The organism is bacterium (assembly GCA_021372615.1).
Taxonomy (GTDB): Bacteria; Armatimonadota; Zipacnadia; order Zipacnadales; family UBA11051; genus JAJFUB01.
Genome location: JAJFUB010000050.1, coordinates 1 through 17,109 on the forward strand (window position 1 = coordinate 1; position 17,109 = coordinate 17,109).

The following is a 17,109-nucleotide window of genomic DNA, read 5'->3' on the forward strand; positions in this document are numbered from 1 at the left end:
GGGTCAGGCCTTTCCTGCACAGGGGGAAGCCGTTGGAGGGGCCGGCTATCAGCCGGCCCGGCGCAGGCGGCGGACGGTGCCGTCCTGCGGCATGGCGGACAGGAACTGATGATGGCGGGCCGGATGATATCCGGCCCCCAACGGCTCCGCTCGCGGCGACGTCTCGTGCCCCAGAACGCGGTCGGGCCGCCCTCGCGCAAGGGCGGCCCGACCTGAGCGTGAAACAGGAACAACTGGGCACATGAAACGGAACTGCGATGATACGAGTGCCACTATGAGGAGTATGCCCCGGCCAGGGGGCGCGTCAAACCATCGCGCGCGGGCGAGCCGCCCGCGCTACTGCGGGATACCCACCCGCTTCCCCCCATCCATCATCTATCATTCCGCACCCATCACTCGCCGTCCCTCACTCCTCCGGCAGGGGCTTGTGCTTGCGGCTCAGGTCCACCGGCCGGGTGCTCGTGCGGACATTGCCGGCGCTGTCCTGGTGGAGGAGATTGTGGTACAGCCGCGACTGGCGCGGCTCGGGGAAGTCGGTGCGGTAGTGCGCCCCGCGGCTCTCCTTGCGGTTCAGCGCCGCCCGCACGATGATGTCGGAGACCAGGATCATGTTGGCCCGCTCGATCTCCCACCGCTCCGGGGCCTCGCTCTCGCCGAGGGCCTGGCTGAACCGCGCCAGGTTCTTGAGCGCGTTGTTGAGGCTGTGCTCGGACCGGATGATGCCCACATCGTCCCACATCATCTCGCGCAGGTCGCCGTACATGTCGGCGGCCACGGGCGCCGGGGCGAAGGGCTTCTGTTCCAGCGCCGCGACGCTGCGGGGCGAGGGTTCCGGGAGCTTGGCCATCGCCTTGGCTGCCCGGGCGCCAAACACCAGCCCCTCCAGCAGCGAGTTGGAGGCCAGCCGGTTCCCGCCATGCACGCCCGTGCAGGCGCACTCGCCGGCGGCGTAGAGCCGCCCGACCGAGGTCGCGCCGGTAAGGTCCGTGTCCACCCCGCCCATGGCATAGTGCGCCACCGGGCTGACGGGGATGGGCGTCTTCAGCGGCTCGAAGCCGCGCTTCTCGCACTCGGCGATGATACCCGGGAAGCGCTGGCGCGCCCGCTCCTCGCCGATGGGCCCGAAGTCCAGGAAGACGAAGGGCTCGCCCGACTGCTTGCTCTCGGCCAGCACGGCGCGGGCCACCTGGTCGCGCGGGGCCAGCTCGCGCTGCGGGTGGTAGCGTTGCATGAAGGGCTCGCCGTTGGTGTTGAGGAGAATGGCCCCCTCGCCACGCACCGCCTCGGAGATCAGGAACTTGGGCGTGCCAGGCGTCGCCAGGGCCGTCGGGTGGAACTGCACAAACTCCATGTCGCGCACCAGCGCCCCGGCCCGGAAGGCCAGCGCCACACCGTCGCCGGTGGCGACCGGCGGGTTGGTGGTGCGGCGGTACAGGCAGCCGAGGCCGCCCGTAGCCAGGCACACGGCCTTCGCCAGGAAGCTCAGGTTGGCCTTGCCGGCCAGGTCCCGGGCCTCCACGCCCAGGCACTGACCGTTGGCCACCAGCAACCGGACCGCCATGACCTCCTCGTAGATGTCAATGGCATCGGTGGTGCGCACGGACTCGATCAGGGCGCGCTCGACTTCAGCCCCGGTGGCATCGCCGTGGGCGTGGATGATCCGCCGGTGCTGGTGCGCCGCCTCCTGGCCCAGCAGCAACTGACCACCGTTGCGATCGAAGATCGCGCCCGCGTCCATGAGGTCGGCGATGGCCTGCGGGGCTTCATAGGTGAGCACCTCGGCCGCCGGCAGGTCCACCAGCCCGGCTCCGGCGGCGACCGTGTCCTCCAGGTGCGACTCGGGACTGTCCTTGGTGGACAGGGCCACGGCGATGCCGCCCTGCGCGTAGTTCGTGTTGCTCTCCCGCAGGCAGTCTTTGGTCAGCAGCGCCACGCGCCCCTTGCGGGCCAGGTGCAGAGCGGTCCACAGCCCGGCCACGCCGGAGCCGACCACGATGAAGTCGGTGTGAGTGGTGAGAGCGCCGTCGGCGTCAGTGCCAGTCTGGGAAGTCATGCGTACACCTGAGTGTGGGCCTGCCGGCTGGGGGTGACAGTATCATAGGCAAGCATATGCCGAGAGTCAACTTCGTCCGAGCCGTCAGCGCCGCCGGAGGAGGCAAGAGAGGGGGCCGGGTGACGGGCGCTGCCGCGCCCGCCTAGACTGAGCCGGCCCTCCGGGCCTTCACGGCACGGCAGGCGTTGCCACCGTTGCCACCGTTGCCACCGTTGCCACCGTCAGCGCCGGAGGCGCGGCTCAACCTAGGCGGGGGCGGAAGCCCCCGTCCCCGCGCCGTCCTCATCCTCCCTACCATGCCGCCACAGCCGGAGCGCCGGAGGCGCGACTCACGCCTACCGCTACCGGATCCGCCGCAGCAGCCACTTCTTCACACTGACCAGATAGCCCGTGCTCTTCGCATTCTTGTCAATCGTCTCCATCTTCAGCCGATGCGGGCCCTTCGCCAGCGTCACCGTGCCGAAGCTGACGCGCTCGCCCTCGGCGTCCACCGCCGGGTAGTACGCATCGAACGGCTCCCCGACCGGCTTGTCGTCGAGGCTCACGCGCGTGAGGCCGTACATCGAGGCCAGGACGAACTCCGCCAGCAGTTCATACTTGCCCGGCTTGACCTCGGGCAGCGTGAATACGAGCCCGGCGCCGGCCTTCCTGGCCCCGAGCAACTGTGAGCCGAGGTCATCGAGCCGCTTGGTGTAGCCATCGCCGACGACCTCGGTCGGCAGGTCCCGCGCCTCGAAGACGAGGCCGTCGAACTGCTCAGCCGGGATCAGCGACAGCGTAACCTCCTGCTTCGTCCGTCCCTGGTCGAAGGGCAGGCAGAGCACGAGCTTGGCGTTGGTCAGCGGCGCGCTGCCGTCCTTGGTGTAGGGGTTGTGCTGCCGCATCGGCCAGCGCAGCGTCGCGCCGGGCGGCACGGTCACGCGCAGGCCGCGATAGGCGAACCAGGCCCCGATCTCCGCCGCCGGCAGCACCACCTCGTCGTCGGCCAGCCGGATCGTCTTGCCGGTAGCCGTGGTCAGCTTCAGGCCCCGGTGCATGAACGGCACGTGCGCCTCGAAGCGCTGGTCGGCGGGCGCCTCGTAGGTCAGCTTCAGGCTCCCGCCCTGCTGGGGCGTCACCGTTACGCGACAGTCGCTCTCCCCCGTCTTGAGCGCCAATGTCTCGGCCCCGGCGACCGTCTCGATCTTCGCGGCGGCCGGCACCCACAGCAGGTCAATCTGGGGGGTGAAGTCGGGGTTCTCGCTGCCATCGTGCTTGAGCAGCGCGCAGTCTCCGCGCGTGAAGGTGGACCAGTAGGGCTGCATCTTGGTGTTGCCGCCGCCGAGGACGAGGCCCAGGCCGTCGCGGTACACATCCACCAGGTTGTGCCGGTCCTGAATCCAGCGGTTCTTGGGCACGGGGCATGCATACGCCGACATCGCCCACTGCCAGGGCTTGTCCCGCACGACGACGGCGCCATTGTTGCCCACGGTGGCTCGAGCCTTGTCACCCGCGGCTGGCGGCATGACCGCCGGGCCGGTGCCCGAGTACAGCAGCATCGAAGCAGCATAGTCGGCGCCCACGGCCGGATGGTCCCTGACGTACAGGCCCATCTGCTGCAGCAGGAACCCGCGCCCCTCGGGCGTCCAACTGAAGCCCACGTTCCCGATCTCCACCCCGGCATGGTACACCTGCCGCTCGTCCACGCAGGCCACCGAGGAACCATCGGGCCACAGGATGGCGGCATGGAACTGCGCGGACCGCTGCAGGGCGGGCAGGACCTCCGGGTCCTTCGAGAAGTTGTAGTACACGCCGAGGGCGTCCACGTAGACCTCGTTGTAGCCGACGACCGGGCCGAAGTTCTCGGACCAGAAGCCGCCGGGATCCTGCTGGGCGACGACCTTGTGCAGGAAGGCCGCCGCCGCCTGCTTCCACTCCTCGTTGCCGAAGACGATCCCGGCGATGTACAGGGCCATGGCGTGATGGGTCGGGATGTTGTGCACCCCGCCGTCGGCGTACCGGCGGATGCCCTTGAAGCCTAGCAGCAGCCCCTTCTCCCACTTCGCGCGGCTCTCGGGGGGCAGTGTGTCCTTGACCAGCAGGTAGGCCCTGATCCAGCGGCTGTAGGTCCACGGCATGTGGATCTGGCCCCAGGTGGAGTTGTCCTTCTTGCGGAAGATCCACCGCCCATGGGGGTCCTGGTCGTCCACCAGCGCCTCGCCGCCCTTGGCGATGGCGGTCAGCACCCGCTCGCTGTGGTACCACGGGTTGGCCGGGTCTTCGATGGCCCAGGCCGCTGCCAGCGGCAGCAGCACGTTCTGGTCGCTGCAGATCCAGGGCTTGGAGCCGAAGCGGCCGGTCTGCGGGTCCTGACTATTGAGGATGCCCTCGATGCCGTCGGTCAGACTCTTGAGCAGGTAGCTGCGCGGCGGCCAATCCTTGATGGCCATGGGGGCCTCCTGGGCCAGGGCCAGACTCACGCTGAGCAGGGCGGCAACGAGCGCGGCATAGCGCATGAATGTCTCTTCCTCTCGGCGTTACATTGGTCCCCGGGGGCGCGAGGGCCTTCCCGGGGCAGGGACACACCGGCGCGGGAGCGAACTGACCGCGACTGCCCGCGCGCGAGGTGTCGCCTGTGTCTGTGGTATCAACTGCCGATCTTGTTTCCGGCTTCCGGGGCCTGGGCCTGGCCGCCGGGGATATGGTGATGGTGCACTCCAGCCTGTCGTCGTTCGGCCAGGTCGCCGGCGGCGCACCGACCGTCGTGGCGGCCCTGCTCGAGGTGCTGACCCCGCAGGGCACGCTGGTCGTGCCCACCTTTTCCCGCTATCTGCAGGGGGAGCCCGTGTGGGACCGCGAGCACACCCCGTCGCTGATGGGCAAGATCTCGGAGACGGCCCGCACCTGGCCCGGCGCGCTGCGCAGCAGCCATGCGGCCCATTCCCTGGCCGCCATCGGCGCGCAGGCCGAGGCGATCTGCCGCAGCCCCCACCGCACCGGCTTCGGCCCCGACAGCCCCTTCCAGACCCTCGTGGACCAGGACGCCTGGGTCCTGCTCATGGGCGTGACCTACAGCAACTGCACGCTCTTCCACCTGCTGGAGGCCACGGCCAACGTCCCGTACCGCTTCCTGGAGGAGCGCCGGGCCACGGTCATCGTGGACGGCGTCCGCGACGAGCAGGGCTCGGCCTGGGAGTACACGCGCCTGCCCGACACGGCCAATGACTTCCTGACTCTCGGCGCGGAGCTCGAAGCCCGAGGGCTCGTGCGCCAGGCCCGCCTCGGCAACAGCTCCCAGCGCCTCTTCCGCGCGCGGGACGCCTACGCCGTCGGCCTGGAGAAGCTCACCGCAGACCCGCTCTATCTCCTCACCGCGGGGACCCGGCGGGCGTGGTTGGCGCGGCACCGGCGCTCGCCGCGCACAGGGGGTGAGGAGGGGGCCCCGCGATGACGGGGGCTTCCGCCCCCGCCTAGGCTAAGCCGGCCCTCCGGGCCTGCACGGCAACACCACCGCCCACGCGGCAGCCATCGCGCCCCCCACCTCCCCCGTCAGCACCCGGGCCGTCACCGCTGTGGCCCAGGCCGCGAACGCCAGAGGCAGGCCCGTCGCCGTCGTCGTCAGCGCCGGAGGCGCGACTCAATCTAGGCGGGGGCGGAAGCCCCCGTCCTCTCCGCGCCCGATTTCCTCCCCCTTCCCCGTGCCGCCTTGTCCGAGCGCCGGAGGTGCGACTCGACCTGGTCATGCTTCTCGTCCGTCACGGCAGCCACAGGTGCGCCGCGCCCGGCTGCACCGTCACTCGCAGCGGTGTCGTGGTCCGCAGGTCGCCATCCACCATCACCGGCGCCGGCACGTCGCTCTCCACCACGATCTCCCGCCCGCGGCGGCATGACACCGCCGGGTGCGCCACGTGCGTACCCTTGAAGACCCGCGGCAACGTGCGCAGGAACTCCACGCGCCCGATCGGCTCGACGACCACTACGTCGAGCAGCCCGTCATCGGGACGGGCGTCAGGGGCGATGCACATGCCCGCGCCGTATGACCGGGCATTGGCGATGGCCACCAGCAGCGCCTTCCCCTCCCACGTGTCCTCATCCACCCGCAGCCGCAGCCGCACCGGCTGCATCCGCGCCAGCTCGATCATCACCGCCGCCAGGTAGGGCACCGCGCCCCCACCCAGGCGCGTCCGCTGGTTCATGCGCGCGGCGACAGCCGCATCGAAACCAATGCCGATGATGTTAACTGCGACCATCGGGGGATCGTCCAGGCGCATCAGGTCCAGGCGCCGCGACTGCCCCCGCACCACCTCCCGCGCCGCCTCGCGCGGCGTCGCGGGCAGGCCCACGGTGCGCACGAAATCGTTCCCTGTCCCTGCCGGGATGAATGCCACGGGCGTGTCGCTTCCGGTCAGCCCGTTCAGCACTTCGCACAGCGTGCCATCGCCGCCGCAGGCGACGATGAGGTCGAAGCGATCCGCTGCGTCGCGCGCGATGTCCGTCGCCTCGCCGGGCCCAGATGTGACTCGCAGATCCGTGCGCCACCTGGCCTCATGGAACTCCATCTCGGCGTCCAGGGCGGCGGCCATCGCCCGCCCGCGACCAGCCTTCGGGTTGATGATCAGTTGCACCCGCATGGGCGCCCTATTCGCCATCGAGAACGCTTGTACCTTACCGGCAGGAGAACTCCCTCTACCCGCCGAACCGCTCAGCGGCCGCGACATCATCCGCAAGGTGGGTGCGACATGGACCAGTTCAAGACGGTGGTCGTGGGGGGCGGGATGGTCGGTGGGTTCTGTCTCAAGGAGATGGCCAAGCTGGGGGTGGCAGCCGGGGAGGTCTGCCTGCTGTCAGAGGAAGCCGTGGCGCCGTACCAACGCCCGGACCTGTCCAAGGACTTCCTCACCGGCCGCAAGCCGGTCGAGAAGCTGGCCATCAACAAGGCAGGCTTCTACGAGGACAATGGCTTCGTCGTGCGTCTGGGCACGCCGGTGACGGCCCTCGATCCCGCGGCCCACACGGTCGTCGCGGGCGGGGAACAGATCGGCTACGAGAAGCTCGTGCTGGCGACCGGCTCGACGGTGCGGCGCCTGGACCTGCCGGGCGCCGACCTGGAGGGCCTCTGCGTCCTGCGCAGCTTCGCTGACTGCGTGCACCTGAAGGAGGCGGCCGCGCAGGCCCGCAAGCTCGTCATCATCGGCGGCGGCTTCATCGGCACCGAGGTCGGCGCGCGGCTGGCCGAGCAGGGCCTGGACACGACTATCGTCTACCGCGAGCAGCGGATGATTGACTTCTTCTTCCCGCCGGAGATCTCGGCGCTGTACGAGGACCGCTTCACCAGCCACGGCGTGCGCCTCGTGCCAGGCGCCATGCCGGCGGAGTTCGTCGGCGAGGGTGGCCGCGTGCGCGGCGTGCGGCTCGCCGGCGGCGAGGTGCTGGAGGCGGACATGGTCCTGCTTGCGGTGGGCGTCCTGCCGAATGTGGGGCTGGCCGAGGCGGCGGGGCTGAAGCTGGAGCGCTGGCTGCTGGTGAACGAGTTCCTGCAGACGAGCGACCCGGACATCTTTGCCGGGGGCGACATGGTCGCCTACCCGGACCGCTACAGCGACACCGTGCGCCACATCGAGCACGAGGAGCATGCCCGCCGGGGCGGACGGCACATCGCCCGGGAGCTGCTGGGCGACCTGCAGCCGTATGACATCCTGCCGATGGTCTGGTCAGATGTCTACGACCTGTCGTGGGAGTTCCGCGGCAGCTGGATGGGGGTCGAGCAGGTCGTCTACCGCGGGGACGTGATGAGCGGGCAGTTCAGCGCCTGGTGGCTCAAGGAGGAGCACGTCATCGGCGCCCTGACGCCCTACAGCGACGACACGGCCCTGGTGGACGCCGCCACCGCGCTCATCAAGGAGCGCCGCCCGGTGGCTGTGGCGGCCCTGCAGGATGAAAGCATAGCCCTGTAGCGTGCCCAGCGAGAGCAAGTCCACGTCGGCCAGTAGGGCAGGCGGCTCGCCTGCCCGCGCTACTGCGGAGGGCGGGAAGCTGCCGCCATGCCGCAGCGAGACGCAGGATGCGAGGTCCCAGCACCTGTATCCCAACGCCTGTATCCCGACACCCGGAGCCTCCCATGACCAGCCGCGAGCGACTCAAGCGTGCCTTCAAGTGCCAGGAGACCGACCGCATGCCCGTGCGCCTGTGGGGCGTGGACCCCTTCACGCGGCGCGAGGACGCCACCTGGCAGCCCCTGTATGACCTGTGCGAGAAGTGGGGCCTGGACTACATCCGCAATGGCCCGGTCACGATGCACTACGAGGGCGAGGCGGCCCCCAGCCACAGCGAAACCCGCGACGGACCGCGCCCCGACATCATCGAGACCGAGACCGTCATCGAGACTCCGGCCGGCCCGCTCACAACGCTCTTCCACCGCAACCGCGACGGCAGCCCCGGCTACACCGCCAAGCACTACCTCGAGACCGTCGAGGACGCCCGGCGCTGGCTCTCGATCCCTGTGCGCAAAGGCACGCTGGACCCCGAGCCCTTCCGCGAGTTCGCGGCCCGCAGCGGCGACGGCGGCCTGCAGATGATCGGCATCGGCGAGGCCATGTACTCGATCCAGGCGCTGATGGGCTCGGAGGTCTTCGGCTTCTGGCTCATCGAGGAGCGCGACCTGCTGCACGAGATGGTGGACCGCGCCTACGCCGGGATCGAGGAGATCGTCAAGCAGGCGCTGGCGGCCGACCTGGGCGATGCGTTCGGCTGGGTCGGGCCGGAGCTGTGCATCCCGCCCCTGGCCTCCCCGGCACACTTCCGCGAGTACTGCTTCGACTACGACAAGCGCCTGATTGACATGATACACGAGGCCGGGAGGCTCGTGTGGGTGCACTGCCATGGCGACATGAACCCGGTGCTGGAGGGGTTCATCGAGATGGGGGTGGACTGCCTGAACCCCATCGAGCCCCCGCCCATCGGGAAGCTGACCCTCGCCGAGGCCAAGCAGCGCTGCGGCAGGCGCATGTGCCTGGACGGCGGCATCCAGAACGGGGACTTCCAGCTCCTGACCCCGGCGCAGATGGTGCGGCGCGTGGAGGAGGTCGTGGCCCAGGGCAAGCCGGGCTACGGCTTCATCCTCTGCCCCACCTCGGACCCGGGCACATGGCCGACGCTGAGCGACCGCATCATCGAGAACCACGTGGCGTTCGTCGAGACAGCCATGCGGCTGGCGGAGTACTGAGCAGAGTGGGGGTAGGGTGGCGTGGGGAACGGCAGCCTACCCCCTACCCCTCCCTGCCGCGCTCGTGAGCGAGCGCAGGAGGGGTCGCTGCGAAGCAGCGGGGGTAGGACAACGTGCCCGAACGGCAGCCTACCCCCTACCCCCTCCCTTCAGGGAGGGGTCGCTGCGAAGCAGCGGGGGTAGGACGACGTGTCCGAACGGCAGCCTACCCCCTGCCCCCTCCGGAGACGCTGCGCGTCTCTCAGGGGAGGGGGAACGGCAACGGCAATGATTACGGCAATGACGAGGCTTGGAGAGGCAACAGTGACTGAGCTACGTTTCGAGGACTACACCATCCCCGCAGCAGAGATCGGGCCCGAGAATCCGTTGCCGGTGTTCCGGGCGGCGGAGCATGACCGGAAGATAGACTTCGACGCCAACCACATCCCCGAGGAGGACCGAGTGGGGCTCGGTGTGGCGACCGGCGCGCGGGTGCTGCCGTACCGGATGCAGGACGGCTACAGCCGGCGCCGCGAGGAGCGCGCACTGCCCTCCCTCGTGCTCGAGAACGACATCCTCCGGGTCCGCGTCCTGCCCACCGTCGGCGGCAAGGTGACCTCCATCTTCCACAAGCCGCTCGGGCGCGACCTGATCTACTGCAACCCCGTCTTCCAGCCGGGCAATCTCGCCATCCGCAACGCCTGGACCAGCGGCGGGATCGAGTGGAACGCCGGGCAGGTCGGGCATCACTACCACACCTGCTCGCCGGTGCACTGCGCCCGCCTGACGGGGCCCGATGGCAGCCCGGCCCTGCGCCTGTATGTGTGGGAGCGCACCAAGGGCTTCCCCTATCACATCGACCTGCACCTGCCGCCCGGCTCGCCCTTCCTGCTGGCCCATGTCCGCATCATCAACCCGCACGACCATGCGATCCCGATGTACTGGTGGACCAACATCGGGATGCTCGAGTCCGAGGGTGCGCGGGTGCTGGTGCCGGCCGACACCACCTACCACGGCCTGACCGTGTACGACTGCCCGATCATCCGGGGTCTCGACTACAGCTACTCCACCCAGGTCAAGCGTTCGTACGACCTGTTCTTCCGCATGCCCGAGGGACAGCGCCGGTGGGAGGCGTACTTCGACCGCGACGGGCGCGGGTTCATCCACACCTCCACGGCGCGCCTGCGCGGACGCAAGCTGTTCGCGTGGGGCATGGGCCAGGGCGGGCGGCGCTGGGGTGAGTACCTGGCCGCCCCGGACATGCCGTACGTGGAGATCCAGGCGGGGCTGGCCTACACCCAGTCGCACACGATCTCCATGCCCGCGCGGACCGCGTGGAACTGGACCGAGGCGATGGGGTACTTCGAGGGTGACCCGGCGCTGCTGCATTCGACCAACTGGCAGGAGGCCTACGGGGCGGCGGAGGGCGTGCTGGCGGGGATGCTGCCGGAGGAACAGATGGAGCGGCAGCACGAAGCCCTGACGGCGATCGAGACCCAGGCGCCGGCCGAACTCCTCTACCGCGGCACCGGCTGGGCGGCGCTGGAGAGGCGCCGGGCCGTCGCGGCCGGCGAGGCCCCGACGCTGCCGCCCGAACTGCCCTTCACCGACGAGGACCTCGGCCCCGACCAGGAGCCGTGGCGGCAACTGCTGGAGCAGGGCGTCTTCCCCGTGCGCGACCCGCAGGATGAGCCCGGCCAGTTCCAGGCGCAGGAGCAGTGGCGCGCGCTGCTGGAGCAGAGCATCGCCGCCGGCCGCAGCGATCACTGGCTGGCGTGGCTGCACCTGGGCGTGATGCGGATGGAGGCCGGCGACACCGCAGGGGCGCAAGCCGCGTGGCGGACCTCGCTGGAGCGCGCGCGCAACGGTTGGGCGCTGCGCAACCTGGCCGAGGTCGAGCACCGCGCCGGCAACCACGAAGCGGCCACGGACCTGTTGGCCGAAGCGGTCAGCGTCGGGCCGCTGGCCCCCGCGCTGGTCGGTGAGTATGTCGCCCTGCTGTTGCGCCTCAAGCGCTTCGACACGCTCGATGCCCTGCTGGCAGGGCTGCCCGGCGCAGTGCGCCAGACCGAGCGCCTGCAGATGGCCGCCGGCTGGGTCGCCCTGCACTTCGACCGCTTCGACGAGGTGCGGCAGGTGCTCACGCAGGACTTCGCCACCGTGCGCGAGGGGGAGCTGACGCTCAGCGAGCTATGGTTCGGCCTCAAGGAGAAGGAGCTGGCGCGGGCTGAGGGGATCGAGGTGGACGACGCGCTCAAGGCGCGCGTGCGGCGCGAGTGCCCGCCGCCGTACGAGATAGACTTCCGCATGTCCCAGGAGGGCGACGACAAGTACGTTGCACCGCAGGCCGCCTCGGAGTGACGCAGCCCCAGCGGCCGGGAGGTGACGACCAGGCCGGGCGGGAAACTACTGCTTCCCGCCCGGCCTTGTGCCGCCAGGGCCGTTCCCGAATCCCGTATCCCGAGGCCTCACCCATGCCCAATCTGCCGTTCTTCGACTGCAACTGCCTCATCGGCACCCGCCAGTACCGCCATCGCACCTCGCCCGAGACGCTGCAGGATTACCTGAACGACTTCGCCTACTACGACATCCAGGCCGCGTTGGTCCACCATGCGTACGCCGTGGAGTACTCGCAGGACTACGGCAACCGCCGCCTGCTCGACGAGATCGCCGGCCACCCGCAGCTCCTGCCCGAGTGGCTGGTCATCCCCCACTGGGCCGGGGAGATGGCTCCGCCCGACGAGCTGGTCGCCGAGATGCTGTCCCTGAATGTCCGGGCCGCGCGCGTCATGCCCCGGGCGCACAACTTCCCGCTGAGCAAGGACGTCGCCGGGCCGCTGCTGTCGGCGCTGCAGGAGGCGCGCCTCCCCGTCTTCGCCGACGTGGCTCAGCTCGATCTCACCGCCGCGATTGCCCTGGCTCGCGAGTACCCCGAGCTGCCGATCGTGCTCTGCGGTGTGGCCTGGGCGTCCGACCGCGTGCTGTTCGCCTGCCTGGGCGACGTGCCGAACCTGCACTTGGAGACGTGGGCCTTTCAGGGCCACCGGCACTATGAGCGGTTCGTCAACGCCTTCGGCTCCGAGCGGCTGCTGTTCGGGACCGACCTGCCGCTGCGCTCGCCCGGCGCGGCGCGGATGATGACCTGCTACGAGCAGATCAGTGACCAGGACCGGCGCAACATCGCGGGTGAGAACCTGCTGCGGCTGCTGGGCAACGTCCGGGGGGCGCAGGGGCCACTGCCGGAGTTGAAGCCCGCTGCCGAACATGCCGATGATGATCCCATCGTGGCTAGGGTCCGCGCGGGCGTGCCGCTGCATGAGGAGTTCGTCCTCGACGCCCACGCTCACCTGGCCCACAAGGGCTGCATGGGCGTGAACCAGTGCGCCCTGGCGTACAACGACCCGGACGGCCTGGTCGGCTCAATGGACCGGATCGGCGTGGACCTGGCCTGCGCGAGCAGTTGGAGCGGCATCACCTACGCCGCCCCCGACGCCAATGACATGGACCTGATCGGGGTCGAGGACCACCCGGGGCGGCTGCTGGCCTACGGGTGCTTGAACCCGAACTACCCGGCCATGTATGATGCGGAGTTTGAGCGCTTGTTCCTGGGCGGCAAGGTCATCGGCTACAAGCCGTACCCGCCCCGGCAGCTCGTGCCGATCACGGACCCACGCCACGAGCGGGCCCTGCAGTGGTGCGAGGAGCACGGGGCGCCGGTGCTGATGCACGCCGGACCGGCTGAGCATGCCGTCGAGCTGGCGCCGAAGTACCCGCACGCCCAGTTCCTGATCGCCCATGCGGGGTCGTCGTGGGACCTGGCCGAGAAGGCGGCGGACGCCGCGAAGCGCTTCGCCAACATCTACGCCGAGATCACCTACACGGCAATCCTGTACGGGTTCATCGAGTTCTTCGTGCAGGAGGTCGGGGCGCAGCAGTTGCTGTTCGGCTCGGACTGCGTCATGCGCGACATCGCCCCCCAGCTCGGCTGGGTCGCCTGGGCGCGCATCCCGCTGGAGGCCAAGCGGCGAGTGCTGGGACACAACATGGCCGACATCCTGGGCCTACAGAACCGCGAGCCGCGCTCGGGCAGGTAGGGGCGCGATTCATCGCGCCCAGCCGGGTCGGTGGCGGCGCGATTCATCGCGCCCATCCGTCCACTGCGGCGCGCTTCCGGGCGCGATCAATCGCGCCGCTACTACTGGGTACGGTACATCGCGCCGCTACGAACCAAGGAGGGCTTCACGCATGAGACCAAGGGCCGTTGTCGCCGGAGGAGCCGGGTTTGTCGGCTACCATTTCGTCAAGCTGCTGCTGCGCAACGACTTCGATGTCGTGATCGTGGACAACCTCGCCACCGGCACGCACCGCAACGCCGAAGCCAACCTGCTGCCGGACCGGTGCGAGTTCATCCAGCACGACGTGTGCGAGCCGTTCCATGTCGCCGGGCCGGTGGACTATGTGGCCAACCTGGCATGCCCGGCCAGCCCGGTGGACTTCTCGCGCATCCCCGTGGACATCATGCGCGTGTGCAGCGAGGGCACCGGCAACCTGCTGGAGCTGGCCCTGCACAAGGGCGCCGAGTTCCTCCAGGCCTCCACCTCCGAGATCTACGGCGACCCCGAGGTCCATCCGCAGCGTGAGGAGTACACGGGCAATGTGAACATCACCGGCCCGCGGGCGGTCTACGACGAAGGCAAGCGCTATGCCGAGGCCCTGTGCTTCGCCTACCACCGCAAGTACCGCGTGCCCATCCACGTGGCGCGCATCTTCAACACCTACGGCCCCCGCATGCGGTCCGACGACGGCCGCGTCGTCTCGAACTTCTGCATGCAGGCGCTCACCGGCGAGCCGCTGACGATCTACGGCGGCGGCGCGCAGACCCGCAGCTTCTGCTACTGCGAAGACGAAGTCGAGGGGCTCTATCGGCTGATGCGGTCGGGGGAGACGGGGCCGATGAACATCGGCAACCCGGCGGAGACCTCGATCCGCGAGTTCGCCGAGTTGGTCCTGGAGCTGACCGGCAGCAAGTCGGAGTTGCGCGATGTGCCGCTCCTGCACGAGGACGACCCCAAGCGCCGCCGTCCGGACATCACCCGGGTGCGGGAGAAGCTGGGCTGGGAGCCGACCACGGACCTGCGGACCGGACTGGCCAGGACGGTGGAGTGGTTCGCGGAGGTCGTGCGCACGAACGGGGAGTAGGGTTGTGTCCGCCGAGTAGCAACGTCCCGTAGGGCAGGCGGCCTCGCCTGCCCGGTGCTGTTGCGCGCGGGCGAGGCCGCCCGCGCTACTGGATGAGGCCGGGGACTCGGCAGAGCGGTACGCCCGACACTCCTGTCGGGCGCTGCGGCGCTCAGCGCAGCATGTCGTTCAACGCGCTGAGCGTCGAGGTGCGGACCTGGAAGTCGTCGAAGTCCACGGCGCTGCCGAAGCACCAGACCCCGGGCGCGCCGCCGGTCAGGTACGCACTGCGGTCATAGGCCACGACCTGCCACTGCGCGGGCTCCTCCGCCTCGTCGTCCCACACCTTCCCCTGCAGCCGCACCCCGTCGGACAGGTTGTCCAGGGCGAGGCGAAGCTGGTACCAGCGCCCGCGCTGCAGTGGCACTGCGGCGCTGGCCAGCGGCGGGTCCACCCGCCCGTCGGGTCGCCGCTTGACCAGGTAGAGGCGGTTGTCCAACGACCGCAGCCGATAGTTGCTGCCGTCGGGTCCGTAGTAGCCGACCAGCCCGAAGCCCCACTTGGTCGGGCCGGGGTGGGCCACGGCCCGGGCGGACACCGTGTAGCCGGTCCAGCGGAGGCAGGCCGCCGCGTTCTCGTCATACAGCGCCCCCGCCGAGTCCTGCACCTGGCGGAGGGCGGCCTGCTTGTCGGGCTGGGTGTCCCGCAGCCACAGACCCCCACGGCTGATCCAGAAGACCGGCAGTCGCCCCTGCCCGGCCTCGGAGAAGTCGGTCGCGTAGATCGGGTCGCCGCCCTTGTCGGCCGCCAGGTCATACTGCCTGGCCGACAGGTACAGGAAGCGCCCCGAGCAGTTGCCCGTCCAGAGCCCGAACGACCCGCCGTGGTAGGGCGCGGTGTTGTCCTCGGCGCGGATGAGCCAGTCCTTCGGCTCGTCCTCATCGCTGCCCCAGGCCCTGCCCAGCAGGATGGTGCTCTCCGGCCGACTGCTGACGGCCACGCGCAGGGAATACCACTTGCCCCGGCTGAGCTTCGCCTCGACGTCCTGGATGACCCGCACCTCGGAGCCGTTCACCTTCTCCAGGTACAGCCGCCCCTCCCCCAGACGCAAGCGGTAGCTGCGGCCCTGCGTATCGTCGTAGGCGGTCAGGCCCAGCCCCCACGGCCCCTCGCCCTCGTCGCCCAGGCACTTGGTCACGACCGAGTAGTTGGCCCAGTACGCCAGGTTCCAGCTATCAATGGTGACATCGTCGCTGGTCTGCCGCAGGACGCGCGTCGCGCGCTGGGCCAGCACCCACTCGCCATCGAGCGGCGCCCACCAGTACGGGGTGGCCGCCAGCGACTGGTCAAAGTCATCGGCAAACAGCAGCCGCTCGGCCGGCAGGGCCAGCGCCACGGTGGCCGCCAGCAGGGCCCAGGCGATCAGCAGAGCGCGGGTCATGGCTGCGTCACCTGCAGGTCGTCGAAGCTGCAGACATCGTCAATGCACCACAGGCCGATCTCGCCACCGGACAGACGTGGTGCGTTGTCGTCGAGCGTCTCGATCTGCCACTGCTTGGGCTCCCCCGCTCGCGCCGGCCAGGCCTTGCCCCGCAGCCGCACGCCCGTCTTCTCGCTGGTGAGCTGTAGCTTGAGGAGGTACCAGAGGCCCTTGCGAAAGGCGAGGGGGCTGCTGGCCAACTGGCGCACATCGGTGTCCGGCGCGCGCCGGCTCAGGAACAACGTCGTGCCCCCCGTCTGCCCGAACTGGTACTGCTGGCCATCCTCCATGTAGCAGGCGCTGAGGCCGAACCCCTGGTTGCGGCTGCCACTGTCCGCTTTGGCCGCGACCTGAATGGTGTGTTCCGTCCACCCGGCGGCGAGCGCATAGGCCGCCGCCCGGAAACCCAGCGTGCTGCCGGCGGCACTCTGACGGAGGCCGGTGGCGGTGCTCTGCCAGTCGCCGCCGACAAAGTGCCAGTAGTTGCCAGGCGTCAGGCCGGCGGGAGCACTGCCCTCGGCCGGCGGGGCGGCGGCATTCGGTGTGACCGTGAAGTCGGAGAAGACAGCGGAGGCCCGGCCGGTGAAGACGCCCGGCCGGCCATACCGCAGCGGCCGGTCGAAGTCCTGGGCGACCACCAGCCAGTTGTCCGGCTCGCGTTCGCCGACGGCCCACACCTTGGCGCGCAGGGCAGTCGCCTTGTCCTCGCTCTGCAGGTTCAGCTTCATGCGATAGGGCTGAGCCTTCAGTTCCATCCGCACGGCCGCAAGGGCCTCGGCACCCGTCGCCGATTCGCGCCACAGGGCCAGCACGCTGCCGAAGTTGCTGAAGCGATAGCACCCCTCGCCGGGCTGCCAGTAGCCCACCAGGCCCACGCCCCACTGGCCGCTGAAGGCCCCGGGCCGGACCGTGGCGCTGACCTCGTAGTTGACGGGCAGACGCACGAGCCGCGCGACGCCCCGGAAGGACGGCTGGGTCTGCCGCACCACCGACGTCTCATCGGTGGCCAGCGCCCACGTGCCGCCGAGCGACAGCCACCCCTTCAGGGCGTCATCTTGCTCGAAGCTGTTCTCATACAGGACGGTGGGAGGCGGGGGGGCGGCGGCGGGCACAGGCGTCTTGTCGGCGGCGACAGCGGCGCCGCCGGCGGTGACGACCAGGACCATGCACCATGCAGAGAGCTTCATGTGAATGAGGGGAGGAGAGACGGCGTGACGG

The 17,109-nt window shown here is 69.7% G+C and carries 11 protein-coding genes; 6 read left to right on the top strand and 5 right to left on the bottom strand.

Going from position 1 to position 17,109, the window contains the following annotated elements; genetic code table 11:
* Nucleotides 1-406: 406 nt before the first annotated feature.
* Both LLH23_07965 and LLH23_07970 read right to left on the bottom strand, forming a co-directional pair.
* Entirely contained in the window at nt 407-2,053 is a 1,647-nt protein-coding gene (locus tag LLH23_07965) for an L-aspartate oxidase (GenBank protein ID MCE5238415.1), read from the bottom strand.
* A 341-nt stretch (nt 2,054-2,394) separates the two neighbouring features.
* Nucleotides 2,395-4,548 (bottom strand): hypothetical protein, encoded by a 2,154-nt coding sequence (locus LLH23_07970; protein ID MCE5238416.1) that lies wholly within the window; start codon nt 4,546-4,548, stop codon nt 2,395-2,397.
* A 119-nt stretch (nt 4,549-4,667) separates the two neighbouring features.
* Between LLH23_07970 and LLH23_07975 the strand changes: the two genes are divergently transcribed.
* Nucleotides 4,668-5,483 carry an AAC(3) family N-acetyltransferase gene (locus tag LLH23_07975; GenBank protein MCE5238417.1) on the top strand — a complete coding sequence of 272 codons (816 nt, stop codon included), beginning with the start codon at nt 4,668-4,670 and terminating at the stop codon, nt 5,481-5,483.
* 304 nt (nt 5,484-5,787) lie between these two features.
* On the opposite strand, the gene LLH23_07980 is transcribed toward LLH23_07975, so the two are convergent.
* The gene (locus LLH23_07980) at nt 5,788-6,663 is read right to left on the bottom strand and encodes a diacylglycerol kinase family lipid kinase (protein ID MCE5238418.1); all 876 of its coding nucleotides are present in this window, start codon (nt 6,661-6,663) and stop codon (nt 5,788-5,790) included.
* Nucleotides 6,664-6,771: 108 nt separating this feature from the next.
* On the opposite strand from LLH23_07980, the gene LLH23_07985 reads away from it, so the two are divergent.
* The 5 genes from LLH23_07985 to LLH23_08005 all read left to right on the top strand — a co-directional run bounded on the left by LLH23_07985 (nt 6,772) and on the right by LLH23_08005 (nt 14,432).
* Nucleotides 6,772-7,986, top strand: coding sequence for an FAD-dependent oxidoreductase (locus tag LLH23_07985; GenBank protein ID MCE5238419.1), 1,215 nt, complete (start codon nt 6,772-6,774; stop codon nt 7,984-7,986).
* A 164-nt stretch (nt 7,987-8,150) separates the two neighbouring features.
* The gene (locus tag LLH23_07990) at nt 8,151-9,254 is read left to right on the top strand and encodes a hypothetical protein (GenBank protein ID MCE5238420.1); all 1,104 of its coding nucleotides are present in this window, start codon (nt 8,151-8,153) and stop codon (nt 9,252-9,254) included.
* Nucleotides 9,255-9,557: 303 nt separating this feature from the next.
* A complete protein-coding gene (locus LLH23_07995; protein ID MCE5238421.1) occupies nt 9,558-11,594 on the top strand; it encodes a DUF5107 domain-containing protein in 2,037 nt (678 codons plus the stop codon).
* A gap of 113 nt (nt 11,595-11,707) precedes the next feature.
* The gene (locus LLH23_08000; GenBank protein MCE5238422.1) at nt 11,708-13,327 is read left to right on the top strand and encodes an amidohydrolase family protein; all 1,620 of its coding nucleotides are present in this window, start codon (nt 11,708-11,710) and stop codon (nt 13,325-13,327) included.
* Nucleotides 13,328-13,478: 151 nt separating this feature from the next.
* Nucleotides 13,479-14,432, top strand: coding sequence for a GDP-mannose 4,6-dehydratase (locus LLH23_08005; protein MCE5238423.1), 954 nt, complete (start codon nt 13,479-13,481; stop codon nt 14,430-14,432).
* Between the two features lie 151 nt (nt 14,433-14,583).
* Here the strand turns inward: LLH23_08005 and LLH23_08010 are convergent, their stop codons facing one another.
* On the bottom strand, nt 14,584-15,852 hold the full coding sequence (locus LLH23_08010) for a hypothetical protein (protein ID MCE5238424.1): 1,269 nt from the start codon (nt 15,850-15,852) through the stop codon (nt 14,584-14,586).
* Nucleotides 15,849-17,078, bottom strand: a complete 1,230-nt coding sequence (locus tag LLH23_08015; GenBank protein MCE5238425.1) for a hypothetical protein — start codon at nt 17,076-17,078, stop codon at nt 15,849-15,851. Before LLH23_08015 ends, LLH23_08010 begins: the two co-directional genes overlap by 4 nt.
* Nucleotides 17,079-17,109 lie beyond the last annotated feature (31 nt).